A 20,583-nucleotide genomic window follows, 5' to 3' on the forward strand; every position below is an offset into this window, starting at 1 on the left:
GCTTCGTGTTACATGTTACACGATACATGCACCCTAGTCGATAGAGACCACTGTGTATTCAATGTTTTTTCCCGAAGGCGTCGCGAAGGTAAATGTTTCTCCTTTTTCCTTACCAACAAGGGCACGACCAAGTGGTGACTGAAACGAAATACGACCAGCCGACGTATCCGCCTCTTCCGAACCAACAACAAGAAGTTCCTTCTTTTCTGTATCACCTTTTTTCTGGATAGTAACCGATGAACCAACTTCAACAGTATTACTGTGATGCTTTTTTATAATTTCTGCTGACTTTAAAAGGCCGACGAGATATTTAATGCGTGATTCTATTTGTCCCTGCATTTGGCGTGCTTGTTGATATTCTGCGTTTTCAGATAGATCTCCGAGAGAGCGCGCGTACTCCAACTGCTGAGCTGTTTCATTTCGTTTAGTAGTAATTAAAAAATCAAGCTCCTGTTTGAGCTCATCATGTTTTTCTTTTGTTACGTATTGTTTTTCGTCACCCATAAGTATATGCGTACCGACTGTGCAGTACGATGGGCTATTCTACCTGTTTTGGAGCCCAAAAACAAGTGTCCTTAGTTGCCCTCGCGTCCTGCATCAAAGTACTCAGGAGTGTTCACGTGCATCCAATCAAATAGCTTTCGCATCACCGACGCTGAACCAACCAAGTTTGTTACTGGACCGTGTTCCATAACCATCACAAAGGCATATTTTGGAGATGCGTATGGCCAAAATCCTTCAATCCACGAGTTCACGCGTTCTTTCGAAACACCGAGTTCTGCAGTTCCCGTCTTACCCGCAAATTCTGCATACGACACGTTGAGTGCTTTTGCGGTTCCTTCCAGGGCGCACCGACGCATTCCTTCACGCACAACAGTGAGCACCTCATTTGAAATAGGAATAGTGTCGACAGGTGTTGCTTCTGTATCGCTACGCAAGTGCGGAACAACACGCAAACCATCGTTGGCAATTGCCGCAACAGCACGAACCATCTGTAGTGGTGTCACTTGAAATCCATACTGACCAATGCTCGTGTTGTACGTATCACCAAGTCGCCACGGATCATTAGGAAAATTCTTTTGTTTCCATTCAATACTTGGAATGAGCCCATCGACTTCACCTGAAATATCAATGCCTGTTTTTGAACCTATACCAAACATGCGTGTATACTTTCCAATATTTTCAATCCCCAATCCTTTTTGACCACCAAATCCCCCTCCAATGGTCATAAAATATACGTTTGAAGAAACCGCAATAGCTTGGCGCATATCAACCCATCCGTGTGCTTTCCAATCTTTAAATACCGTTGGCTTGTCAGGATTGTATGGATTAGGAACACGCAGTGCACCATCACTAAAAATTTGTTTTTCTGGAGAAATTATTTTTTCAGCAAGCGCCCCTACAGCAACGAATGGTTTAATAATTGAACCTGGGGTGTATCGTCCACTAATAGCTCGATTAAGAAATGGATTTTGTGTGTCAGCGTTATATGCCGCAATCGTTTTTCTGTCAGATCCATCAGACAAAACGTTTGGATCAAATCCAGGAATACTCATAATTGCAATAATATCGCCATTCGTCACATCCATGATGACGCCGGCACCTCCAGAAAATCCTTTTTCATCCATCAAATCATGCGCATAGTCATACAACGCTTTTTGTATACGACTATCAATCGTGAGATGTAGTGGCTCCCCATCTCGCGGTTTTGTAATAGTCGACTCAGCAACTCTATTTCCCAAGGCGTCACGTTCAATAATCGTACGCCCCTGTTCACCAGCAAGAAGTGTGTCGTACATCTCTTCAAGGCCCTCGACTCCAGTGATTGCATTTTGAATATAATATCCGTTGGAATCCATTTTAGGATATCGAACGTAGCCAAGAATGTGTGATAGCCCTGGGTGTGGGTCGTATTTTCGAAACGAGAACGTCTCATCAAGTTCTGCGCTTGTTGTTGCGGTCGAAGTCCCCTGTTGAGATTCATTCCACGCAAGAACGTTGCCAATTCTGTCATAAATAGGCCCGCGTTGAGAGAAAATGACTGTTTGTGCGAGTCGATTTGATTCAGCACGCGATGCGTACATATCACCAGATACGATTTGTAAAAAGAATACTCGCCCAACAATAAACACACCAAGAAATACGAGAACCGAACTAAACAAAAAAAGTGCCCGTCGTGATATCGGTTTTTCAATTTTTCCTTCAAATTGATCCTTATTGAACTGAGGACTATTCCGTGCGTCTAAAAATATTTCATCGGGACTAATATCATAGACGGGAATACCTTTTTTACGACGAAAAAGCATCATAGCGAATATACCGACGAATAAAGAACACTCCAAAACATACCACGACGGCAAGTGCTGTTACAAAGAACCGTATCCCAAAAAGTGTGTGTGTTGCGTAGAGTATGTCATACAACCCCGCAATAACGACCCCTTCAAAAAAGAGACGATACCGAAATGAAACAATTGCAGTTGCACCAACAAATACCCACCATGGAAACAGGAGTGCTATAAGAAAAATGCCAGCGACGAATGCAATACGGTCCATATCTATTCAAACGTTTTTTGAAAATGCACAACAACAGTTCGCAATTCAAAAATATTTTGTGGCATTACAACATCCAGTATGATAAATGCTTCAGCATCGCTCTGTGTTATTTTTTTTATAACACCAACGAGTTCACCACTGGAAAGGAGCACTTTATCATTTCGGGCAACGATGGTTTCTTTTGGAATAGAAATCTCAAACACACCACCACCCTGCCCACGAGCAAGTACCAAAAAGTCATTCGTTCCAACACGAACTTCTTGCTCATACCCAGGAGACGAGAACAATCGAACACGCGAGACATTTTTCGAAACGCTATCAACAACACCTAATGCAACCGTCTCATCAAAAGAGACCTTGTCCCCGACCGAAACACCTTGTTCAGAACCCATGTTAATAAGTAGGGTGTCATAGAGAGAGAATGGGGGCATTTCAAGAATACGCGCACGAATAGATTGCGAACTCGATGCAGTACCCGCAGATGCGCCCATGTACTCCTGTCGAAGTGAATCATACAAATCCGCCTTTATCTTTGCACGAACAAGTTCTTCCGAAAGTTTTTTATTTTCTTCAACAAGTGCACTCCGTGATGAAAAACCTCCCAAAAAAGATTCTGCATTTGCTGAAACATTTTCACGTGCACTATGAAATGGAGACGCTATGAACAGCATCATGCGCGTCATGAATGATGGCTGCACACTCACGATACCAATAAGCACAACACACGCCACCACGGAGACAACGAGTGACGTATTTGTTTTTCGTTTATATGGTCGGGGGAAGTGCATGTTCTTCATCAATAATAATTTCTTTAAATCGAATTAAATCTTCAAGAACTACACCCGTACCTCGCGCAACTGAGGTGAGCGGATCATCAGCAACATACACAGGAATTTTAAGCCATTCACACAAAAAGACATCGAACCCACGAATGAGCGCCCCGCCACCAACGAGATACATTCCTCGACGCATCACATCTGACAAAATTTCTGGAGGAGTCGTTTCAAGTACTTCTTTTATTGCCTCAACGAGCATGTCGATAGATGGCGCTATTGCCTCACGAACATCAGAATCGGTGACAATTACTTCTCGTGGTAATCCTGTTACCAAATCACGCCCGCGAACAGTCACTTCAATAGGGGTCAACCCTGGAATAATGGACCCAGCCTGAATTTTGAGATCCTCCGCGGTTCGTTCGCCAATAAGAATTTTAAATTCATCACGAATATACGATGCAATATCACTATTAAGTCGATCTCCTCCTATTTTTGTATTTTTTCCATTCACCACACCATTGAGAGAGATGACGGTGATGTCAGTCGTTCCCCCACCAATATCAACAATCATACTTCCACTTGCATCTTCAACAGGAAGTCGAATGCCAATTGCCGCAGCCATCGGCTGTTCAACAATGTGCACCTCACGAGCACCGGCATTCAGCGCAGCATCTCGCACCGCACGACGTTCAACGTTTGTCGTACCATACGGAACACCAACAACAACTCGTGGTCCAAATAATTTTCTCTTTCCGTGTTGCGCACGACGAATAAGATGTGCGAGAAATTCTTCTGTAACTTCAAAATCAGAAATAACGCCGTCAACAAGTGGACGTACCGCACTAATGTGCTCAGGAGTTCGGCCAAGCATTCGCTTTGCTTCCATTCCAACAGCAACGACTTGTCCTGTTTTTTGATTCACTGCAACAACGGTTGGTTCGTTAATAATAATCCCTTTACCACGAACATACACAAGTGTATTTGCGGTTCCAAGATCAATACCGATATCATCGGACATAAGACTACCAAACTGTTTTTTCAGTTTTTCCCACATATGATGTACACGTAGTATATACGCGCATCCCTCTTGTTCAAAATGAATCCTGTTGAAGAATCACCACAAACAGAACTAGACCACGTACCTATAGAACAATCAAACAACACCGCACACTCGTATGTTGTTCTACAAAAAATAAGTGTTCAAAAACCTCTCCTGTCAACTAGACCAAAAGTGAACATATCTCCGAGGCGTTAACCACACGAGCATCTGCTTCAGTGCGCCCCTTCATTTCAACCGTATTGTTATGCATGTGTTTTTCTGAAATCACAAGGCGCATTGGAATACCAATAAGATCAGCGTCTGCAAATTTTGCACCCGCAGTCAAAGGTCGATCATCATAGAGAACCTCATATCCCGCTTGTTCTATATCTGTAGTTATTTTTTCAGCATACGCGTGAACATCAGCACCTTCTTTACTTTCAAGAACGATAACGTGCACATCAAATGGTGCGACACTCTTTGGCCACACAAGCCCCTTATCATCTCCATAGACTTCCGCAATAACTCCCATTGTTCGCGTCGGACCAATACCATAACTTCCCATGACCACACTTTTTTGTACTCCACTTGCATCCAAGTATGACAAACCTAGCGCGTCAGAAAAACGCGTACCGAGTGAAAAAATATTTCCCACTTCAACGGCTGGTTTTTCAATAAGATCGTCGCGTACAATACCCAAATCATTCAACACCTCATCAGTGAGTACCTCTTTATTCACGGCAATACCTTTTTGTTCATGGACGTAAATCGTATCTTCTCCAGAATCACACAGTGTTTGAAATTCGTGCGAATATTTTGAGAACATACCACCTGACGCAAACGTCATGTACGTTCTCTCGCCCAAACCAACGCGTGCAAACACATTTGTATATGCCTGCTGTGCCTGTGCGTAAAATGCATCTTGTTCTTCTTGTGTTTTACAAAATGAGTACAAATCTTTCATGAGAAACTCACGCCCACGCAACACACCACTTTTTGCACGAACTTCATTTCTATACTTTGTTTGAATCTGATATACCGATTTTGGCAAATCTTTATACGAAGAAATGTGGTTCTTCATAAGATTCGTGATTGGTTCTTCATGGGTAAAGCCAAGTCCAAGTTCCCCACCATTTCCCAGTTGTGTTTTAAACCAAATATCTTTCGCATCCCCTTCCCAGCGATCTGTCTTTTTCCACATGTCAGGATCTTGTAGTGCAGACATGTGTACCTCCTGCCCACCAATTGCATTCATTTCCTCTCGAATAATCGCATTGATTTTATTAACGACTCGTAAACCTAATGGTAACAAGGAATATACACCCGCCATTTCTTTATGCACAAATCCTGCACGAATAAGCAACTGTGCGTTTTTTGACACTTCATCACTTGGTACTTCTTTGCGAGTTTTTGTAAAAAGCTGTGACTGTTTCATATACGAGAATTGTACGTGGTTAAAACATTTTCAACAAGATATCTCTTCCACCCCACGTATGTATTCCTTACCCGAAGAGTTTTACAACATCATGAATAGTTACTATCACCATGAGAAGTAGGAGGAGGCCAAAACCTACAAAATTGAATGTATTTGCAACAACGGGTTTTATTGGCGAACGTTTAATGGTCTCAATCAAAACAAATAAAATTCGCCCACCATCAAGTGCGGGAAACGGAACCATATTGATAACCGCCAAGTTGAGAGAGAGCATTGCGGCAAAAGAAAGAAGAGTAACAAGCCCCATACGTGCAGCATCTCCTGCAAGACCCACAATACCAACGGGCCCAACCACTTGTGAAAAATCTGCCGCACCTGTCACTGTTTGATATAGAAAATTCCACAACCCAACAGCAATATTTTGTATAGCATAGTATGTCGTTTTTGCACCTTCAATAACAGCAGACCATACAGGCAACTTCACGAGGGCAATGTAATCAAGAACTACACCCATAACCCCCCTTGTCTCTTGGCCTGTGGTTTGTATGTTTGGAATAACAGTTGTTGTTTCCAATTTTTTTTCTCGTGTGTAGGCAACAGTAATCGTTTCACCACCATGCTGTGCAATAAATGACTGTACCTTTTCAATAGAGAGTGGACTCATCACTGTATCCTTTTCACCTTTTAAGGAAACGAGTGCATCACCTGGGAGAAAGCCAGCGGTCTGCGCTGGACTCCCTGCCTCAATATGAACAAGAACTACAGATGGTTCACCCACAACTCCTTTTGTTTGCTCCGTGACCGACATGGGAAAACCGAGTGTGATACCTATAGAGATAAGTCCCCACGCAAGAAGAACATTGAATAACACACCGGCAATCAATACCCAGACCTTTGCATACCACGGCTTCACATCAAGCGTACGAAGTTTTTCCTCTGGGGATAATTCAGAAATATCCTCATCTTCTTTAAAAATTTTTACAAACCCTCCAAATGGAATCCAATTGATTGAATAGAGCGTTTCACTTCCTTCTGGACGCCAACTGTACAATCGTGGAGGAAAACCAATACCAAATTCATCTACACGAACGCCAATAGATTTTGCAGCAAGAAAATGCCCAACCTCATGGGCAAGTATAAGTACCGCTAAAACAATAACAAAAAGTACAACTGTCATGGTTAGGATCGAATATTTTCTTCCTTCTGTCGCGCTAATTCTTCGAGTTTTTCATTTGCCTCCTTAATGAGTTTTTCCATCTCTTCCTTTGCACGAAACTTTTCATCTTCCCCTATTGCCCCACCTTTTTCTTTTGTTTGAATATCATTCCACACTTCGTCTCGCACTCCTCGAATAGAGATACGCGCCTCTTCCATCTTTTTTCCAACAAGTTTTACATACTTTTCTCGTGTTTCTGTTGTAAGATCAGGAAAAGAAACACGAATACCCTTATCGTCGGTAGCAACAGACACACCGAGATTCGCCTCACGAAGCGCCTTATCAATTGCACCCAACACAGACGAATCCCATGGGGCGATACGTATTGTCCGCGCATCTTCGACTGACATATTTGCAAGTTGTGTAATCGGCATAAAACTTCCATACGCAGAAGCACGCACGGTATCAAGAAGCGCAACACTTGCCCGTCCCGTATGAATCGCAGAAAGTTCCTTGGAAAGCCACTCTTGAATTTCCGCCGTTTTCTTTTTTAAATCACTAAAGTTATATGCCATAGGTAGTCCAGTATAACACAAAGAACCCTACTTCAGAGTGCCTTCTTTTTTAAGCAAGGCTTTCTTTTTCGCACTTCCCCAAGCAAAACCACCAATACCTCCATCACTCCGAATAACTCGATGGCAAGGCACTTTTGAACTCCTGTTTTTATTCAGAATATTGCCAACGGCACGGTACGCACGAGGACTTCCAGCCAGACGAGCAACTTCTTTGTATGTTCGCGTCTGCCCTTTAGGAATTCGTGAGACAACCGCGTACACAGCCTGAGCAAATGTTTTAGAAGAGTGTATCTTTTTCTTTTGGAGCATCTTCTTTTTTTCGTTGTGCTAGTACCACATTTCGGATTGCCGTTCCAGCACTATCACGATACGGACAATATTCGCATCGTTCCCCTGTCTCAGGAAGTGCGTCGCCTATAAGTGTTTTTCGTGCACTCACAAGAATACCATCAATCCACGATACGTCTCCATCATAGGGAATCACATCAACATCAAATTCAAGTTTTGCATCAAACGCTTCAACATCTTTTTTTCCGTTTACATATACAAAATACCCTCTCGTTGAAACCTTGAATCCATTGTTTCGCAACAACCACTGGTACACCTCCATCTGTCTCTTGTATCCTTGTTGCCAAATACCATCGAGATTTGGTTTTTCCGCTTTACTTGTTGCTTTATAGTCAACCACATGAAGCTCGCCTTGTGGATTAACCCACACATCATCAACTGCCCCCGTAACTAAAAAATTACTTTCTGGGTGTACGTACTGCACGCCTTTAAAGTTTTCACGCCAAACATCCAAATCTTTGTGTTCAAATGGAATTGCATCAACTCCGTATGTCGTCATAAGTGGATGTGGTTCTCCTTTTGCACGATGTACATCAAATTCTTTTTTGAGAAGATGGTCAACAGCAACGTTGAGTGTAAATCCGGGCATTGAAGGGCGTGATACACCAAGTCGACGGTCCAAATAAAAACAACGTGGACACTCATGAAAGAGATCTATTTTTGAACGAGAAAGTTTAAACGGTTCAGGAGATTGTGGATCAAATAATTTTGCTTTGTAGGTTTTTGTAAATGTCATAGTAAGAATTGTAGCACAAAAGAAAAAGGGCCCGTCACGTGGACGAGCCCTCACCGAGGCGACGCTTCGCCTCGGTGAAACCCTTTCGGATGGCGTGGATGTCAACAGCCCCCCACTGCTCATCCTTAGGAATCGGAAGCGACACGGGGCGGCACCGCGTGCGCTTCGCACACCTCTTTTTCGAGGAGCGCTTTCTTCGTGGGAAGTCCGGTTCTACCGGACTCTCCGTGAGCTCCCAGTCTTCGCGGGGTCGACAACAGAGCAAACACTTATTGCCTCGCCGTGGCTCTGGGGCAAACTCATCCCAGAGACACTGCGAACAGTGCCCCTTCCCTACGAACTCTGGCCTCCGAATGAGGTCCTTGTTCGTGATTGTCGCCCCACACCCACGCATCTTCATGTGTGTACCTTCCTTTCTGGTCACAAAGACCTTTTCTACTTTAAAAGATAACAGAAAACAGCACAAATGTCAAGCATGCCATCGCAATGTATTCGCCCTAAAGATATCTACACTTATTTTGTATCGCCTGTTTGTGGACCTATATGTGTCACCTCTTTTTCAAGAAACCAAAAGACTGTAAACGTGAGAAGTGTGAGAAGTGTTGTGTAAAAAGCAATAATGTACAACTGAAAACCAACAGCAACACCAATACCTGAGGCAACCCACAACCCAGCTGCGGTCGTAAGACCAACGAGCGTCTGATCACGAAGAATGATGACACCCGCTCCCAAAAAACCAACACCTGTGATGAGCCCCGCAATCACACGAGTAAGATCTGCACTTGAAATACCAAGCGTCTCTTTGAGTGCAAGAACAACAACAATAAATAAACATGATCCCATTGATACGAGTCCGTACGTTCGCAAGCCAGCTGTCTTATGTGCAAGTGTTCGCTCTGTTCCAATAAGCATGCCGAGTACAAGTGCCACCAAGAGTTGGCCAAAAAAAGTTCCTCCAAACGCAATAATATCCATATGCAGTTTTTATATAATTATTAAAGAGTACACAGCTGATGCGCCTCACTCAACACGGTGTCAACTTTTTTTCCAGTAATGCCGGCGGTCTCTAAAATATTTGGATTATCAACAATATTTTTGCACAACACGATGTTTTGCTGATACAGCGCATCTTTTTCTTTTTTCGACAGTGACGTTAAACATGAAAGTGGGTGCAATCTCGTTTCTTCGATAAGATCTTGCACATTTCCTGTATGTGGATATCCCCACCCAATCAGGGTAATGCCTACACACTTTCCATGTGCAATAGCATTGTCAGTAAATTTTGTGTTGGTGACAAGCCACTGATGACACAGGCCACCAGGAGGACACAAGCCGTCATAGTTCCCTGCCTGCAAATCAAGCATGCGTGCATAAATGTAGAGCGATACTTTTACGTCCGTCTTAAATCCCTGTGCATTATGAAATTTTGCTTCAACAAGAATGAGCTCTTTTTCTTTTTTGGCAATAACGTCAATTTCGTGTGATACACACTTCCCTTGCATCGTTGCTCCAACACGAACATCGTACCCTTTCTTTTTAAAGACCTCGCCAAGCAATTGTTCAAATGGATACCCAGACGGACCAAGCTCCAACACTGCCCGACGCAACGAATATCGCGCCGCAATGGGGTGTAGTGTCTGTTTTTGAAGAAGCTTGAGTGCGTGAGTATAAATATGTGATGTTGTCATCCCCTCATGTAACTCTTTTTCAACGTGCGTAATAATGTCCGCGGTAACATCATCTGATGCTCCTGCGTTTTTGAGAGAACGGGCAAGTTTTCCCGGAGAAAATTCCTCAAGAGTTCCGTCTAATTTGGAAATAAGCATGCCCCAAGTATATCGTGAGAAAGAACGCTACGCCACAGCGCACACAACCCCACCACCAATACATACATCTCCGTCGTATACCACAACCGATTGCCCCAACGCTATTGAATGCTGTGGTTCTGTAAAATGAATACGTACATTCTCACCAACAACATCAACAACACACGCCTGAAGGGGCTGTCGGTACCGAAATCGGGCAGTGTATTCTTTGTGTACAACCGGCGCCACTGAGATCCAGTTTACCTGTTCAAGCACAACGTCAGTATGGCTAAATGCACTGTCTGTTGTGAGGTTATGCGAAACCGTTATGGTGTTACGCTCAATATCTTTTGAAACAACATACAACGGACCATCTGTTGGTGTTTTTTTTGTCACATGAAATCCATGGCGCTGACCAAGTGTGTACAGAAGCGCTCCATCGTGAGTCCCAATAACATCTCCACGTTCATTCAAAACAGCCCCCACTGAAACAGCGATAAACTTTTTTAAAAAATCTCTCATATCGACGTGCCCAAGAAAGCACACACCCTGACTATCTTTTTTATCAGCGACCGATAAACCAAAACGATGAGCCTGTTCGCGCACCTCAACTTTTTCTATATCACCAACAGGAAAAAGCACATGAGCAAATACTTCTTTCGGGACTCGCCACAAAAAATATGATTGATCTTTCTGCACATCAACTCCCGCCAACAACTCCACATTTCGTGTTTCGTGTTTTGTGTTTTGTGTTTTTATTCGGGCATAGTGCCCCGTCGCAACATACTCAGCACCTTCCTCGCGCGCTTTCTTGAAAAACGCACCGAATTTTATTTTTTCATTACACATAACATCTGGATTTGGCGTTCTCCCAGATGCGTACTCAGAAATCATGTACTCAACTACTTCTTTTTTATATGTCTCTTCAAGATCAAATGTTTTAAAAGGAATACCGAGATGGGCACACACATCCATAGCGTCTTTTCGTTCTTCTTTCCAAGTGCACTCCAAAAAAGGTGGGTGCCATGTTTTGATAAACACACCCGTGACGTCGTACCCCTGCTCACGAAGCAACGCAGCAGAAACCGAGCTATCAACCCCTCCACTCATTGCCACATATACCTTTTGCCCAGTCATATCGCCACATAGTACCAAGCATTGACTTTCTGTCAAAAAAACGTAGTATAGTCGCGAGGGTGGTTTTTTAACCCTCTCTCCTCCCCCGACCGCGGCTCCCTCCCCCGGTCGGGCCTTTTTTTATCTTGAAAGAAACCGTACACTATAGTTATGAAACAGATTGTTCAAAATGAAGCACCTGTGTTACGAGGAAAAGCACACGCCGTTTCAAAATCAGATATTGGAAGCAACCGACTTGCCTCTATTATCACCAACATGAAAAAAGCACTTGCCACACAAAAAGATGGTGTCGCTCTTGCTGCACCACAAATCGGCGTACCCTTGCAACTCTTTATTGTTTCTGGGGATATTTTTAAAAAAGAAGATGATGAACGAAGACCTGACGATATGGTGTTCATTAATCCTGTTATAGTAAAAAAATCACGAACCAAAAAATGGCTTGAAGAAGGGTGCCTTTCTGTTCGCTGGAAATACGGAGAAGTACATCGCCACACAAAAGCTACCGTACGCGCGCTTGGCCTCGACGGAAAACCTTTTGAAATCGGTGCCAGCGGACTTCTTGCACAAATTTTTCAACACGAAACTGATCACCTCAATGGCATACTGTTTATTGATACCGCTCGCAACATACATTCAGTGCCACCCGACGCATCTGATACACACTAAATCATGAAACCTTCGTTTGTTTTTTTTGGCTCACCTGATATTGCCGTCGCATCACTCAACGCTCTCTTTCAAGCTGGCCTCATTCCCCACACTATCGTCACCGCACCTGACGCACCACAAGGACGCGGCATGGTACTCACCCCTCCACCAGCAAAAGTATGGGCGCTCGAGCATGCAATTCCTGTACTTCAACCAAAAAAACTTTCTGACCCTACTGTGGTATCGGCACTACACGCATCCCCTTCCGATTTTTTTGTTGTTGTTGCGTACGGAAAAATTATTCCACAAAGCATTCTTGATATTCCTCGTCTAGGAACACTCAACATGCATCCGTCACTCCTGCCACGACATCGCGGACCCTCACCAATCGAGTCGCAAATCGTACACGAAGAACACCTCTCGGGTGTTGGTGTTTCTATTATGTTATTGGATGAAAAAATGGATCATGGCCCTGTACTTGCACACACAGCACTCACCGACACAACACTGCCATGGCCAATGTCCGCACACACACTACGTCCACTTCTCGCAGAAACCGGTGCACACCTTCTTGTTAAAACACTTTCAGCATACCTTGAAGGAGCCCTATCCCCACAACCACAGGATGACGCGCACGCGACGTACTGTGCGATTATCAAAAAAGAAGACGCCCTCATACAATTAACCGATGACGCCTATACAAACTACAAAAAAATTCTCGCATACAGTCTGTGGCCACGTGCATTTTTCTTTGCAGAAAAAAACGGAAAACACGTTCGCGTTGTAATCACAAGCGCTCGCTTTGAAAATAACACGCTCATCATTGAGCGTGTTATCCCCGAAGGAAAACGTGAAATGACGTACGCAGAATTTCTTTCCTAAACCTCCTCCCCGTTTCCAAATCCCATTTTTTGTAATAATGATTTAAACATGCGAGCTCCTCGGCGACTACCGCGTGTTTTTTTATTCTTTTGTTTTCGCACTTCATCAAGAAGCTCATCTTTTGCAATATCAATTGCTGCATACAAATCTTCTTTTTGTGAGACAGATCGTAGCAACTCACCTTCCATGTGAAAATTTATTTCACAACGAAAAATAGCACCACCGTTGTGGTGATGTGTTGTCTTTCCTAATTCAATTTCAGCACGCGCTTCTTTTAAAGGATCTATAAATTTTTCTACCGACGATATTTTTTCCTCCGCATATAAACGAATTGCCGGTGTCAATTCCATACTCGTCGCCTTCAATGAGATAGTAAGCATAAGTACCCTATTGGTGAATGAGTAATGTCTCTATTCTAGCACTTCCACAACTTTATTTCTTGTATGGTGCCCACGAAGCACGCGAAGCTTTGAAACAGGAACACCAACATGCAACGCGACCATTGTCAAACTACGAGCTGTTGCCTTATTGTCCTGTGCTTTTTCTCGAACAGAGACAACAAATCGCCCATCGCCCATATCCACGAGAGATTCTTTTGAGGCCTGTGGAGTTACTTTTATCTTGAGGTACGTTGTTTGTTTCATACATACATCATAACGTACAAACGCCCCCGCTTGCGCGGAGACGTCTGTTTAATCTATGATACGCGTTTTTTTCTGTTGTGCAAGAGCTCTCCACGCCAAACACACGTGAGGTATCCCCAGCAAAAAACCATCGGATATTCCGATGGTTTTTTGCTACACCTTGAGAGGTATACGATTTTTTAGAACGTAAAGTACTTTGAGAATGATCCGACGAGAGGAAGTTCTTTTTCCTTTTTCTCTACAACGTTCACAATTCCGATGATAGAAAGAATAAGTGTTGCAAGATTTACAAGATTGCGAATCACCCACAATTGCCACATAAACATTCCCAAAACATACGCGATGAGTTCGATGCTGAACACAACAAGTCCTTGCTTGATATGAAACTTCACAAACGGCTGTTCTTTGTTAGTAAAAAACGGAACAAGTACGAGAGGCCCGAGGTACGAAAGAATACCCATGAGCGTATTCTTGCTTGCTGGGTCTACTGCGTGTGATTCTTGTGGTGCACTATTTTGCTGCGGAGCACCTGTGGTTACTGGATCCATATGTATGTATAAATAAACAAATACTAGTAATACCTACTTTCTATAGTGTAACATCTCTACGGGATCAAGGAAGTGATGCGGTGGATTATGCCTCACAACACACTTAGTCAAAAATCGTAACGAGGTACTTATCAATTTGCCGCTGATCCATATCGTAAAAATCCATATTTTGTCGATGTAACACGCGAGCTAAATCAGTCCCAACAAATCGCCAGTGCCACGGCTCAAATTGGTAGTACGCATTCCCTTTTGGATACGAAAGAATAAATCCATATCGGTATGCGTTATCAACAAGCCACTTGTACGCAGGAGTTGTCTCAAATCCATTCAAGCCACCATTAATACCTGTTGTCGTAAAATCAACCGTTGTTCCCAACTGGTGCTCTGAGTATCCTTGGTCTGCCGAAAAGGCGTTCGCCCCCGAACCATAACTCACGGTATATCCTGTCTTGAGAGCCGCCTGTGTACCAAACGAACGATATGCAGAAAGAACAAAAAGTGACACATCATCATTTTTTGCATCCTTAATCAAATCCTCAAGAAACGGCCACACCTGCCTGTGAATTTGTTGTTGTTTACTTTCATCGTACACCAACGCCTTATCAATTGTTGAAAGTTTTGGTGGCGTGTAGTGCTCGTTGAGGAAAAAAACTTTTGAATACTTTTGTAAAAGTTCTGGATCTGTCTTGCTCAATTTTTCAAGCGTTCCCACTGTACCTGTAATATCTTGTATCTGTTGCTCTAAATCATTCACACGCGACTCTTGAAGTGTGAGTTCATTCTGTACGTTTATTTTTTCTTCCCGCGCTCGAGTTAACTCACCTTGAAGTATGTCATGCGATTCGGTAAGTGTCTGGGTTGTGGTCAATGCCGTTGCATAAAGACTATTCAATACATACAAACGATACCCACCGTATCCAAGGATAACAAGAAGGACGACGATAACCCCCAAAAGTATATTGTCTGTTTTTTGAGAAGGTTCCATAACACCGTATAGCAAGTACTTGAGTATACCACTTATTTATCATCTCTGTAGAACGCGCACCACAAGACACGACACACGATAAAATGCTTGGGTATGAAAAAGGCGCAGTCCGGTTTCCCGTACTGCGCCTTGTGACCAACCCTGCCGACCGTTCTAGGCCGTCGCCCGCTTCTTCGCCGACTTGGAGCCCTTCTCCTTCTTGGGCTCCTTCTGCTTCTTGCCGGCGTTGGCCTTGGCCGCGATCCTCGCGGCCACCTCCCGCTGCTCCTCGGCGAACTCGGAGAAGTCGACGACATTCTTCATCGTCGTCACCCCCTTCTTCTCGCCGTGCATGCAGGTAGAACTCACCTTCACACCGACAGCGTTGTGGACGAACTGGCCGGTCGCCGCCTTCGGCGCCGGCTTCGGCTTGCGAGCCTGCTTGCCAGCGCGCGGGATGTTGGCGAGAGCGATCTCGCCGAGCAGGCGAGCCGCCGCGTTGATGTTGAAGATCACGCGCTCCCCGTCCTGCTCATTGCGGAAGTCCTCATCCCGCCGCTTGAGCAGAACCTCGGCACCCTCGAGGTGCATCCGCACCTCGTTGAACTTCTCGGAGGAGAACACCTCCATGAAGTTCTTCATCTTGGTGCGCTGCTCGTCGAACGAGCTCTCGAGCCGCCTCTTGAACGTGATGATCATGACTTTGTCCTTTCTTGCGACCTCGAAGGTCGCGGTTGTTGGTTGGTTTTGTTCTACTTCAGGATTTTACGCACACAGTATGAAATTTCTATAAAGCGGGGCGCATGCCCAAAATCCTGAAGTAGAACTATGTGAAAGATCGTACGGAGAGTAGTATAGCATGTACTTTTATTTTGTCAAGCACTATCACCTATTTCACTTTCAAATACACAAAAATACGTTATATTTAAATGGTTTTTTAGGATATATGGAAAAAGAAAAAATCTACGAACGACTTTTTTTACGATTCTTAGCACTACCTGATCCCCTTTTCCTATCAGAAGTTGGCTTCTTAGGCTCGAGAAGCTTTGTAAGTGCCAGCACTTCATCGCGAAGAATTGCCGCTGTTTCAAAATCAAGTATTTTTACGGCGTCACTCATTTCTTTCTCTTTTTGTTTAATGAGCTGTTTAAGCGTCTTCCCTCCCGCAGTATCAAGAGCAATCAATTCGGCAACAGTTTCTCCATGTTCACGCAACATGTAGTCGGTAATGTCAGAAATTTTCTTGTGAATCGTTTTTGGTGTAATACCGTGCTTCGTATTGTAGGCAACTTGAATCGCGCGTCGACGGTTTGTTTCACTAATCGCCCGCTCCATAGAACCCGTCATAACATCTGCATATAAAATAACGCGACCAAGTACGTTTCGAGCCGCACGACCAATGGTTTGAATAAGTGAGGTCTCACTACGCAAAAACCCTTCCTTGTCTGCATCCAAAATACCAATGAGTTCAACTTCCGGTAGATCAAGACCTTCACGAAGCAGGTTCACACCCACAATCATGTCAAAGCCACCGTTTTTTGAACCTTTTCTAAACTTCGTCAAAAGCTCAATCCGTTCAATTGTTTTAATATCACTGTGTAAATATTCGGCAGCAATCCCCTTCTCTTTCAAATAATCAGCAACATCTTCTGCCATTCGCTTCGTGAGCGTTGTTGCAATCACACGAGCACCACTTTCAATAACCTTTTCTGCCTCCGCAATAAAATCGTGCACCTGTCCTGTATAGTTTCCTTTCGCCTGAATTGGCCGAACAATAATTTCAGGATCAATAAGTCCTGTCGGACGAATAATTTGTTCAACAATGTGTCCTTCGCTTTTGTCTAATTCGTAGCGCGATGGTGTTGCAGACGTGTATATCACCTGCCCAATTCGTTCTTCAAACTCGTTAAATTGTAGTGGTCTGTTATCAATTGCCGATGGAAGTCGAAAACCAAAATCAATGAGTGTTTTCTTACGTGAACGATCGCCGGCATACATACCACCAATTTGTGGAACAGTGACGTGTGACTCATCAATAATAGTCAAAAAGTCAGGTGTTCCATCTGATTTTTTAGGAAAGTATTCAAGAAGTGAAAATGGTGGCTCTCCTGGCGCACGTCCATCAAAGTGTCGTGAGTAGTTTTCAATACCGTTCACGTACCCAACTTCTCGAATCATCGCAAGGTCATACGAGGTGCGTCGTTTCAAACGCTCTGCCTCAAGGAGTTTTCCTTCCAAAGTTAACCTTGCGACATGTTCGTCCATTTCTTCTTTAATGCTCTTTATTGCTTTTTGTATGTCCTCTTTGTCCGAGACAAAGTGTTTTGCTGGAAAAATAAATACAGATTCCGCTTCACTCTTAATCACGCGCGACACGGCATCAATAATTGAAATCGATTGTATGTGGTCGTCGGTGAGATCAATACGATACACCACCTTTTCGTTCACCGGCATGATTTCAATCGCATTGCCAATGGCGCGAAAAGTTCCGGGAGTGAGGTCGCTGTTTGTACGCTCAAAATAAATACGGATGAGTTCACGGATAAGCACCGAACGATTCATTTGTGCACCCTTCTCTATCTTGATGTGTACCTTCTCGTACTCTTCTGGACGACCGAGGTTATAAATACACGACACTGACGCGACAACGATGACATCTTTTCGTGTTAGTAGTGCTTGTGTAGATGCATGTCGAAGTCTATCAATCTCTTCGTTGATTTGTGCCTCCTTTTCAATGTAAGTATCGGTGACCGGAACATACGCCTCTGGTTGGTAATAATCGTAGTACGACACAAAATAATGCACTGCATTTTCAGGAAAAAATTCTTTGTACTCTTGTGCGAGTTGTGCAGCGAGCGTTTTGTTGTGAGCAATAACGAGCGTTGGTTTGCCTATATTGGCGATAACATTTGCCATCGTAAACGTCTTTCCAGACCCCGTCACACCCAAGAGAGTTTGGTGTTGAATACCGTCTAAAACACCCTTCTCTAGGGCTTCTATAGCCTTTGGCTGGTCTCCAGCCGGAGCAAAGTCGCTATGTAATTTGAATACTGACATATGGCCATTATACAGGAAAAACATTCTGCTCACATTTTCAACAAATAAAAATGGCTCAACCACAATGTTTTTTCGACGAAATAAAATTTTGATAAAGTCAGAATGTGCAAACACTAGACAAACAGAAAGCTTCTATGCTATACCCCATGCAACTATATATGAAAATATTGGTCATAGAAGATGAAGCCATCATACGTTCTGTGATTCAGTCAACACTTCAGGACGAGTTTTTTACCGTCGATACTGCACGAGACGGTGAAGAAGGCGCCTTTGCCGCCAAAACCAACGACTACGACCTTATCATTTTAGACAACATGTTGCCTAAAAAAGATGGCGTTTCTGTGTGTCGTGAAATTCGTGGGTGTGGTAAGTCCACACCCATTTTGTCACTCTCAGTTCAAGGCGACACATCAACAAAAGTCACACTCCTTGATGCTGGTGTTGACGACTACCTTACCAAACCATTTTGCGTTGATGAATTATTAGCGCGTGTGCGTGCACTCGTGCGCCGACCACACAGAATACACAATGACGTGTACACAATTGATACACTCTCACTTGATTCACAGCGCCATGTAGTCAAACGTGGAAAAGAAACCATTCCACTCACTCGCAAAGAGTTTATGCTCTTGGAATACCTCATGCGAAATACCGACTACGTCGTTACTCGCGGCATGATGCTCGAACACGTATGGGAACGAAGTATCGATCCATTTTCAAATACCATTGAAGCACATATTGTCAGTTTACGAAAAAAGATAGAACGGCCCGGACGATGTAAACTCATTCATACCATCCCTGGACAAGGTTACAAGCTCACTCAGTGTCTATGACCACCACTAAAACAACCGACGGCATACAAGGCCGTCTTTTTCTTAAAAAGAAATCTATCTGCACGTGCGAACTACCCGAGCATGCAACAGATATTTTTACCGACATCTCACACGCACTTCAAACTCCCCTATCATGTTTAGCGGCAGAATTACAAATACTAGAGCGAAAAACACCCACACCACACCGAGATCATTTGCAACGATGTGAAAAAATAATTCACAACATGTCGGCACTTATTCATAATGCACTCTACATATCACGTCTCGAGCAAACAGAACTTGAACACTACATGAAAGATATTTCGTTGAGTGAACTTATGTACGAACTTATCGAATGTACAGAAACACTCATTAGCGAACGACGTATTTTTCTCCACACAGACATTGAAAACACCGTCACCATACACGGCGTTAAAGAAAAAGTTGAAGAACTTATTATGGCTGTACTCAGTAACAGTATTAAATATAGTAAACCACGAGGAAAGCGCACACTCTCTATCACACTTCACGGAAACAAAACACACGCCATCATACACGTGAAAGACAACGGTATTGGTATTGCCCCTGAAGATCTCCCTCACATTTTTAACAGATTTTATCGTACACCCCACGCGAGTGCACAAACTGAACGCGGTACAGGACTTGGCTTAGCTATCGCTCAAAAAATTGCCGAAAAACACAAGGCAACAATAACTATCGAGAGCACCCTTGGTATCGGTACCCACGTTCAAATTCTTTTTCCCGTCAAAATGAAATCGGCTTAATGATTTCCTTTCTGTTGTGTATCAGACACAACCATTCCATCTTGAATTTCAATGAGACGATCTGCATAGGCGGCATATTCAGGTTCGTGCGTCACCATAACAATTGTTTGTTCGTTTCGTTTGTGTAGTTCATTTATCACACGCATCACATCCTCACCAGACGCACTATCAAGGTTTGCGGTTGGTTCATCGGCAAAGAGAATATCTGGCGTGTGTGCAATTGCACGAGCAATAGATACACGCTGTTGTTCTCCTCCTGAAAGTTGACTCGGCAAGTTGTCGTGACGATGCGCCAACCCAACTGCATCCAATGCCGCCATCGCCTGTTCCTTTGCGATATGCTTTTCTGTGCCAAGCATGAGGATAGGAAGTAACACATTTTCTGCCGCGGAAAGTTCGGGAATAAGTGCATAGTCTTGAAAGATATACCCAAGACGATTCAAGCGAAAATTGGTCCGTTCTTTTTCTGAAAAATTCTCTGTATTAATACCATCCAAAATAACTTCTCCACTTGTCGGCACATCCAAAATACTCATCTGGTACAAGAGTGTTGATTTACCAGCTCCTGATTTACCCATAATGGCAACGAACTCTCCCTTTTTGATGTGTAAATTAATGCCACGGAGTACTCTCGTAACTACTTCTCCACTCCCAAAATTTTTTATAAGATTCTTTACTTCTATCAT

Annotated in this window: 24 protein-coding genes; 4 read left to right on the forward strand and 20 right to left on the reverse strand. The window is 43.6% G+C overall.

All coding sequences use genetic code 11. The annotated features are described in order from the left end of the window. Positions 1 to 33: 33 nt before the first annotated feature. The 13 genes from greA to mnmA all read right to left on the reverse strand — a co-directional run bounded on the left by greA (position 34) and on the right by mnmA (position 11,560). A complete protein-coding gene (greA, locus tag IPJ70_01285; protein QQR82727.1) occupies positions 34 to 504 on the reverse strand; it encodes a transcription elongation factor GreA in 471 nt (156 codons plus the stop codon). 71 nt (positions 505 to 575) lie between these two features. Continuing rightward, positions 576 to 2,309 (reverse strand): hypothetical protein, encoded by a 1,734-nt coding sequence (locus IPJ70_01290; GenBank protein ID QQR82728.1) that lies wholly within the window; start codon positions 2,307 to 2,309, stop codon positions 576 to 578. Continuing rightward, the gene (locus IPJ70_01295) at positions 2,290 to 2,553 is read right to left on the reverse strand and encodes a hypothetical protein (protein QQR82729.1); all 264 of its coding nucleotides are present in this window, start codon (positions 2,551 to 2,553) and stop codon (positions 2,290 to 2,292) included. The genes IPJ70_01290 and IPJ70_01295 overlap by 20 nt, the downstream gene beginning before the upstream one ends. A 2-nt stretch (positions 2,554 to 2,555) precedes the next feature. Next, entirely contained in the window at positions 2,556 to 3,341 is a 786-nt protein-coding gene (locus tag IPJ70_01300; GenBank protein QQR82730.1) for a hypothetical protein, read from the reverse strand. Then, positions 3,319 to 4,371 carry a rod shape-determining protein gene (locus IPJ70_01305; protein QQR82917.1) on the reverse strand — a complete coding sequence of 351 codons (1,053 nt, stop codon included), beginning with the start codon at positions 4,369 to 4,371 and terminating at the stop codon, positions 3,319 to 3,321. Before IPJ70_01305 ends, IPJ70_01300 begins: the two co-directional genes overlap by 23 nt. A gap of 178 nt (positions 4,372 to 4,549) precedes the next feature. Further along, the gene (locus IPJ70_01310; protein ID QQR82731.1) at positions 4,550 to 5,803 is read right to left on the reverse strand and encodes a prolyl-tRNA synthetase; all 1,254 of its coding nucleotides are present in this window, start codon (positions 5,801 to 5,803) and stop codon (positions 4,550 to 4,552) included. 67 nt (positions 5,804 to 5,870) lie between these two features. After that, positions 5,871 to 6,980 carry a site-2 protease family protein gene (locus IPJ70_01315; protein QQR82732.1) on the reverse strand — a complete coding sequence of 370 codons (1,110 nt, stop codon included), beginning with the start codon at positions 6,978 to 6,980 and terminating at the stop codon, positions 5,871 to 5,873. 2 nt (positions 6,981 to 6,982) lie between these two features. Beyond that, entirely contained in the window at positions 6,983 to 7,534 is a 552-nt protein-coding gene (gene frr, locus IPJ70_01320) for a ribosome recycling factor (GenBank protein QQR82733.1), read from the reverse strand. 27 nt (positions 7,535 to 7,561) lie between these two features. Continuing rightward, positions 7,562 to 7,795: an MGMT family protein gene (locus IPJ70_01325; protein QQR82918.1), complete on the reverse strand. Its 234-nt coding sequence runs from the start codon at positions 7,793 to 7,795 to the stop codon at positions 7,562 to 7,564. A 16-nt stretch (positions 7,796 to 7,811) separates the two neighbouring features. Then, positions 7,812 to 8,618, reverse strand: coding sequence for a PD-(D/E)XK nuclease family protein (locus tag IPJ70_01330; protein ID QQR82734.1), 807 nt, complete (start codon positions 8,616 to 8,618; stop codon positions 7,812 to 7,814). 513 nt (positions 8,619 to 9,131) lie between these two features. Further along, a complete protein-coding gene (locus IPJ70_01335) occupies positions 9,132 to 9,593 on the reverse strand; it encodes an MgtC/SapB family protein (protein ID QQR82735.1) in 462 nt (153 codons plus the stop codon). 20 nt (positions 9,594 to 9,613) lie between these two features. Next, on the reverse strand, positions 9,614 to 10,444 hold the full coding sequence (locus IPJ70_01340) for a restriction endonuclease (GenBank protein ID QQR82736.1): 831 nt from the start codon (positions 10,442 to 10,444) through the stop codon (positions 9,614 to 9,616). A gap of 27 nt (positions 10,445 to 10,471) precedes the next feature. Next, positions 10,472 to 11,560 carry a tRNA 2-thiouridine(34) synthase MnmA gene (gene mnmA, locus IPJ70_01345; GenBank protein QQR82737.1) on the reverse strand — a complete coding sequence of 363 codons (1,089 nt, stop codon included), beginning with the start codon at positions 11,558 to 11,560 and terminating at the stop codon, positions 10,472 to 10,474. A gap of 150 nt (positions 11,561 to 11,710) precedes the next feature. Here mnmA and def point away from each other — a divergent pair, with 150 nt between their 5' ends. Both def and IPJ70_01355 read left to right on the forward strand, forming a co-directional pair. Continuing rightward, positions 11,711 to 12,226, forward strand: coding sequence for a peptide deformylase (gene def / locus IPJ70_01350; protein QQR82738.1), 516 nt, complete (start codon positions 11,711 to 11,713; stop codon positions 12,224 to 12,226). Between the two features lie 3 nt (positions 12,227 to 12,229). After that, a complete protein-coding gene (locus tag IPJ70_01355; GenBank protein ID QQR82739.1) occupies positions 12,230 to 13,087 on the forward strand; it encodes a methionyl-tRNA formyltransferase in 858 nt (285 codons plus the stop codon). Here the strand turns inward: IPJ70_01355 and raiA are convergent. From raiA to uvrB, 6 genes are all read right to left on the reverse strand, one after another. After that, complete coding sequence (raiA, locus tag IPJ70_01360; GenBank protein QQR82740.1) at positions 13,084 to 13,467, reverse strand: ribosome-associated translation inhibitor RaiA; 384 nt, start codon at positions 13,465 to 13,467, stop codon at positions 13,084 to 13,086. The genes IPJ70_01355 and raiA overlap by 4 nt on opposite strands. Before the next feature lie 30 nt (positions 13,468 to 13,497). Next, the gene (locus IPJ70_01365) at positions 13,498 to 13,731 is read right to left on the reverse strand and encodes a DUF167 domain-containing protein (protein ID QQR82741.1); all 234 of its coding nucleotides are present in this window, start codon (positions 13,729 to 13,731) and stop codon (positions 13,498 to 13,500) included. Between the two features lie 179 nt (positions 13,732 to 13,910). Next, the gene (locus IPJ70_01370; GenBank protein QQR82742.1) at positions 13,911 to 14,279 is read right to left on the reverse strand and encodes a hypothetical protein; all 369 of its coding nucleotides are present in this window, start codon (positions 14,277 to 14,279) and stop codon (positions 13,911 to 13,913) included. Positions 14,280 to 14,382: 103 nt separating this feature from the next. Further along, entirely contained in the window at positions 14,383 to 15,264 is an 882-nt protein-coding gene (locus tag IPJ70_01375) for a M15 family metallopeptidase (protein QQR82743.1), read from the reverse strand. A 153-nt stretch (positions 15,265 to 15,417) separates the two neighbouring features. Beyond that, positions 15,418 to 15,942 carry a hypothetical protein gene (locus IPJ70_01380; protein ID QQR82744.1) on the reverse strand — a complete coding sequence of 175 codons (525 nt, stop codon included), beginning with the start codon at positions 15,940 to 15,942 and terminating at the stop codon, positions 15,418 to 15,420. A gap of 264 nt (positions 15,943 to 16,206) precedes the next feature. Further along, complete coding sequence (uvrB, locus tag IPJ70_01385; GenBank protein ID QQR82745.1) at positions 16,207 to 18,300, reverse strand: excinuclease ABC subunit UvrB; 2,094 nt, start codon at positions 18,298 to 18,300, stop codon at positions 16,207 to 16,209. Between the two features lie 158 nt (positions 18,301 to 18,458). On the opposite strand from uvrB, the gene IPJ70_01390 reads away from it, so the two are divergent. Both IPJ70_01390 and IPJ70_01395 read left to right on the forward strand, forming a co-directional pair. Beyond that, a complete protein-coding gene (locus IPJ70_01390; protein ID QQR82746.1) occupies positions 18,459 to 19,133 on the forward strand; it encodes a response regulator transcription factor in 675 nt (224 codons plus the stop codon). Continuing rightward, positions 19,130 to 19,897 (forward strand): HAMP domain-containing histidine kinase, encoded by a 768-nt coding sequence (locus IPJ70_01395; GenBank protein QQR82747.1) that lies wholly within the window; start codon positions 19,130 to 19,132, stop codon positions 19,895 to 19,897. The genes IPJ70_01390 and IPJ70_01395 overlap by 4 nt, the downstream gene beginning before the upstream one ends. Here the strand turns inward: IPJ70_01395 and IPJ70_01400 are convergent. Further along, on the reverse strand, positions 19,894 to 20,583 hold the full coding sequence (locus IPJ70_01400) for an ABC transporter ATP-binding protein (protein ID QQR82748.1): 690 nt from the start codon (positions 20,581 to 20,583) through the stop codon (positions 19,894 to 19,896). The genes IPJ70_01395 and IPJ70_01400 overlap by 4 nt on opposite strands.

Source organism: Candidatus Campbellbacteria bacterium (assembly GCA_016699465.1).
In the GTDB taxonomy this organism is placed as follows: Bacteria; Patescibacteriota; Minisyncoccia; order Phycocordibacterales; family EsbW-18; genus EsbW-18.

Coding starts and splice junctions, on each gene's coding strand:
- greA (QQR82727.1), bottom strand. CDS start 504: ATGGGTGACGAAAAACAATACGTAACAAAAGAAAAACATGATGAGCTC.
- IPJ70_01290 (QQR82728.1), bottom strand. CDS start 2,309: ATGATGCTTTTTCGTCGTAAAAAAGGTATTCCCGTCTATGATATTAGT.
- IPJ70_01295 (QQR82729.1), bottom strand. CDS start 2,553: ATGGACCGTATTGCATTCGTCGCTGGCATTTTTCTTATAGCACTCCTG.
- IPJ70_01300 (QQR82730.1), bottom strand. CDS start 3,341: ATGCACTTCCCCCGACCATATAAACGAAAAACAAATACGTCACTCGTT.
- IPJ70_01310 (QQR82731.1), bottom strand. CDS start 5,803: ATGAAACAGTCACAGCTTTTTACAAAAACTCGCAAAGAAGTACCAAGT.
- IPJ70_01315 (QQR82732.1), bottom strand. CDS start 6,980: ATGACAGTTGTACTTTTTGTTATTGTTTTAGCGGTACTTATACTTGCC.
- frr (QQR82733.1), bottom strand. CDS start 7,534: ATGGCATATAACTTTAGTGATTTAAAAAAGAAAACGGCGGAAATTCAA.
- IPJ70_01330 (QQR82734.1), bottom strand. CDS start 8,618: ATGACATTTACAAAAACCTACAAAGCAAAATTATTTGATCCACAATCT.
- IPJ70_01335 (QQR82735.1), bottom strand. CDS start 9,593: ATGGATATTATTGCGTTTGGAGGAACTTTTTTTGGCCAACTCTTGGTG.
- IPJ70_01340 (QQR82736.1), bottom strand. CDS start 10,444: ATGCTTATTTCCAAATTAGACGGAACTCTTGAGGAATTTTCTCCGGGA.
- mnmA (QQR82737.1), bottom strand. CDS start 11,560: ATGACTGGGCAAAAGGTATATGTGGCAATGAGTGGAGGGGTTGATAGC.
- def (QQR82738.1), top strand. CDS start 11,711: ATGAAACAGATTGTTCAAAATGAAGCACCTGTGTTACGAGGAAAAGCA.
- IPJ70_01355 (QQR82739.1), top strand. CDS start 12,230: ATGAAACCTTCGTTTGTTTTTTTTGGCTCACCTGATATTGCCGTCGCA.
- raiA (QQR82740.1), bottom strand. CDS start 13,467: ATGCTTACTATCTCATTGAAGGCGACGAGTATGGAATTGACACCGGCA.
- IPJ70_01365 (QQR82741.1), bottom strand. CDS start 13,731: ATGAAACAAACAACGTACCTCAAGATAAAAGTAACTCCACAGGCCTCA.
- IPJ70_01370 (QQR82742.1), bottom strand. CDS start 14,279: ATGGATCCAGTAACCACAGGTGCTCCGCAGCAAAATAGTGCACCACAA.
- IPJ70_01375 (QQR82743.1), bottom strand. CDS start 15,264: ATGGAACCTTCTCAAAAAACAGACAATATACTTTTGGGGGTTATCGTC.
- IPJ70_01380 (QQR82744.1), bottom strand. CDS start 15,942: ATGATCATCACGTTCAAGAGGCGGCTCGAGAGCTCGTTCGACGAGCAG.
- uvrB (QQR82745.1), bottom strand. CDS start 18,300: ATGTCAGTATTCAAATTACATAGCGACTTTGCTCCGGCTGGAGACCAG.
- IPJ70_01390 (QQR82746.1), top strand. CDS start 18,459: ATGAAAATATTGGTCATAGAAGATGAAGCCATCATACGTTCTGTGATT.
- IPJ70_01395 (QQR82747.1), top strand. CDS start 19,130: ATGACCACCACTAAAACAACCGACGGCATACAAGGCCGTCTTTTTCTT.
- IPJ70_01400 (QQR82748.1), bottom strand. CDS start 20,583: ATGATAGAAGTAAAGAATCTTATAAAAAATTTTGGGAGTGGAGAAGTA.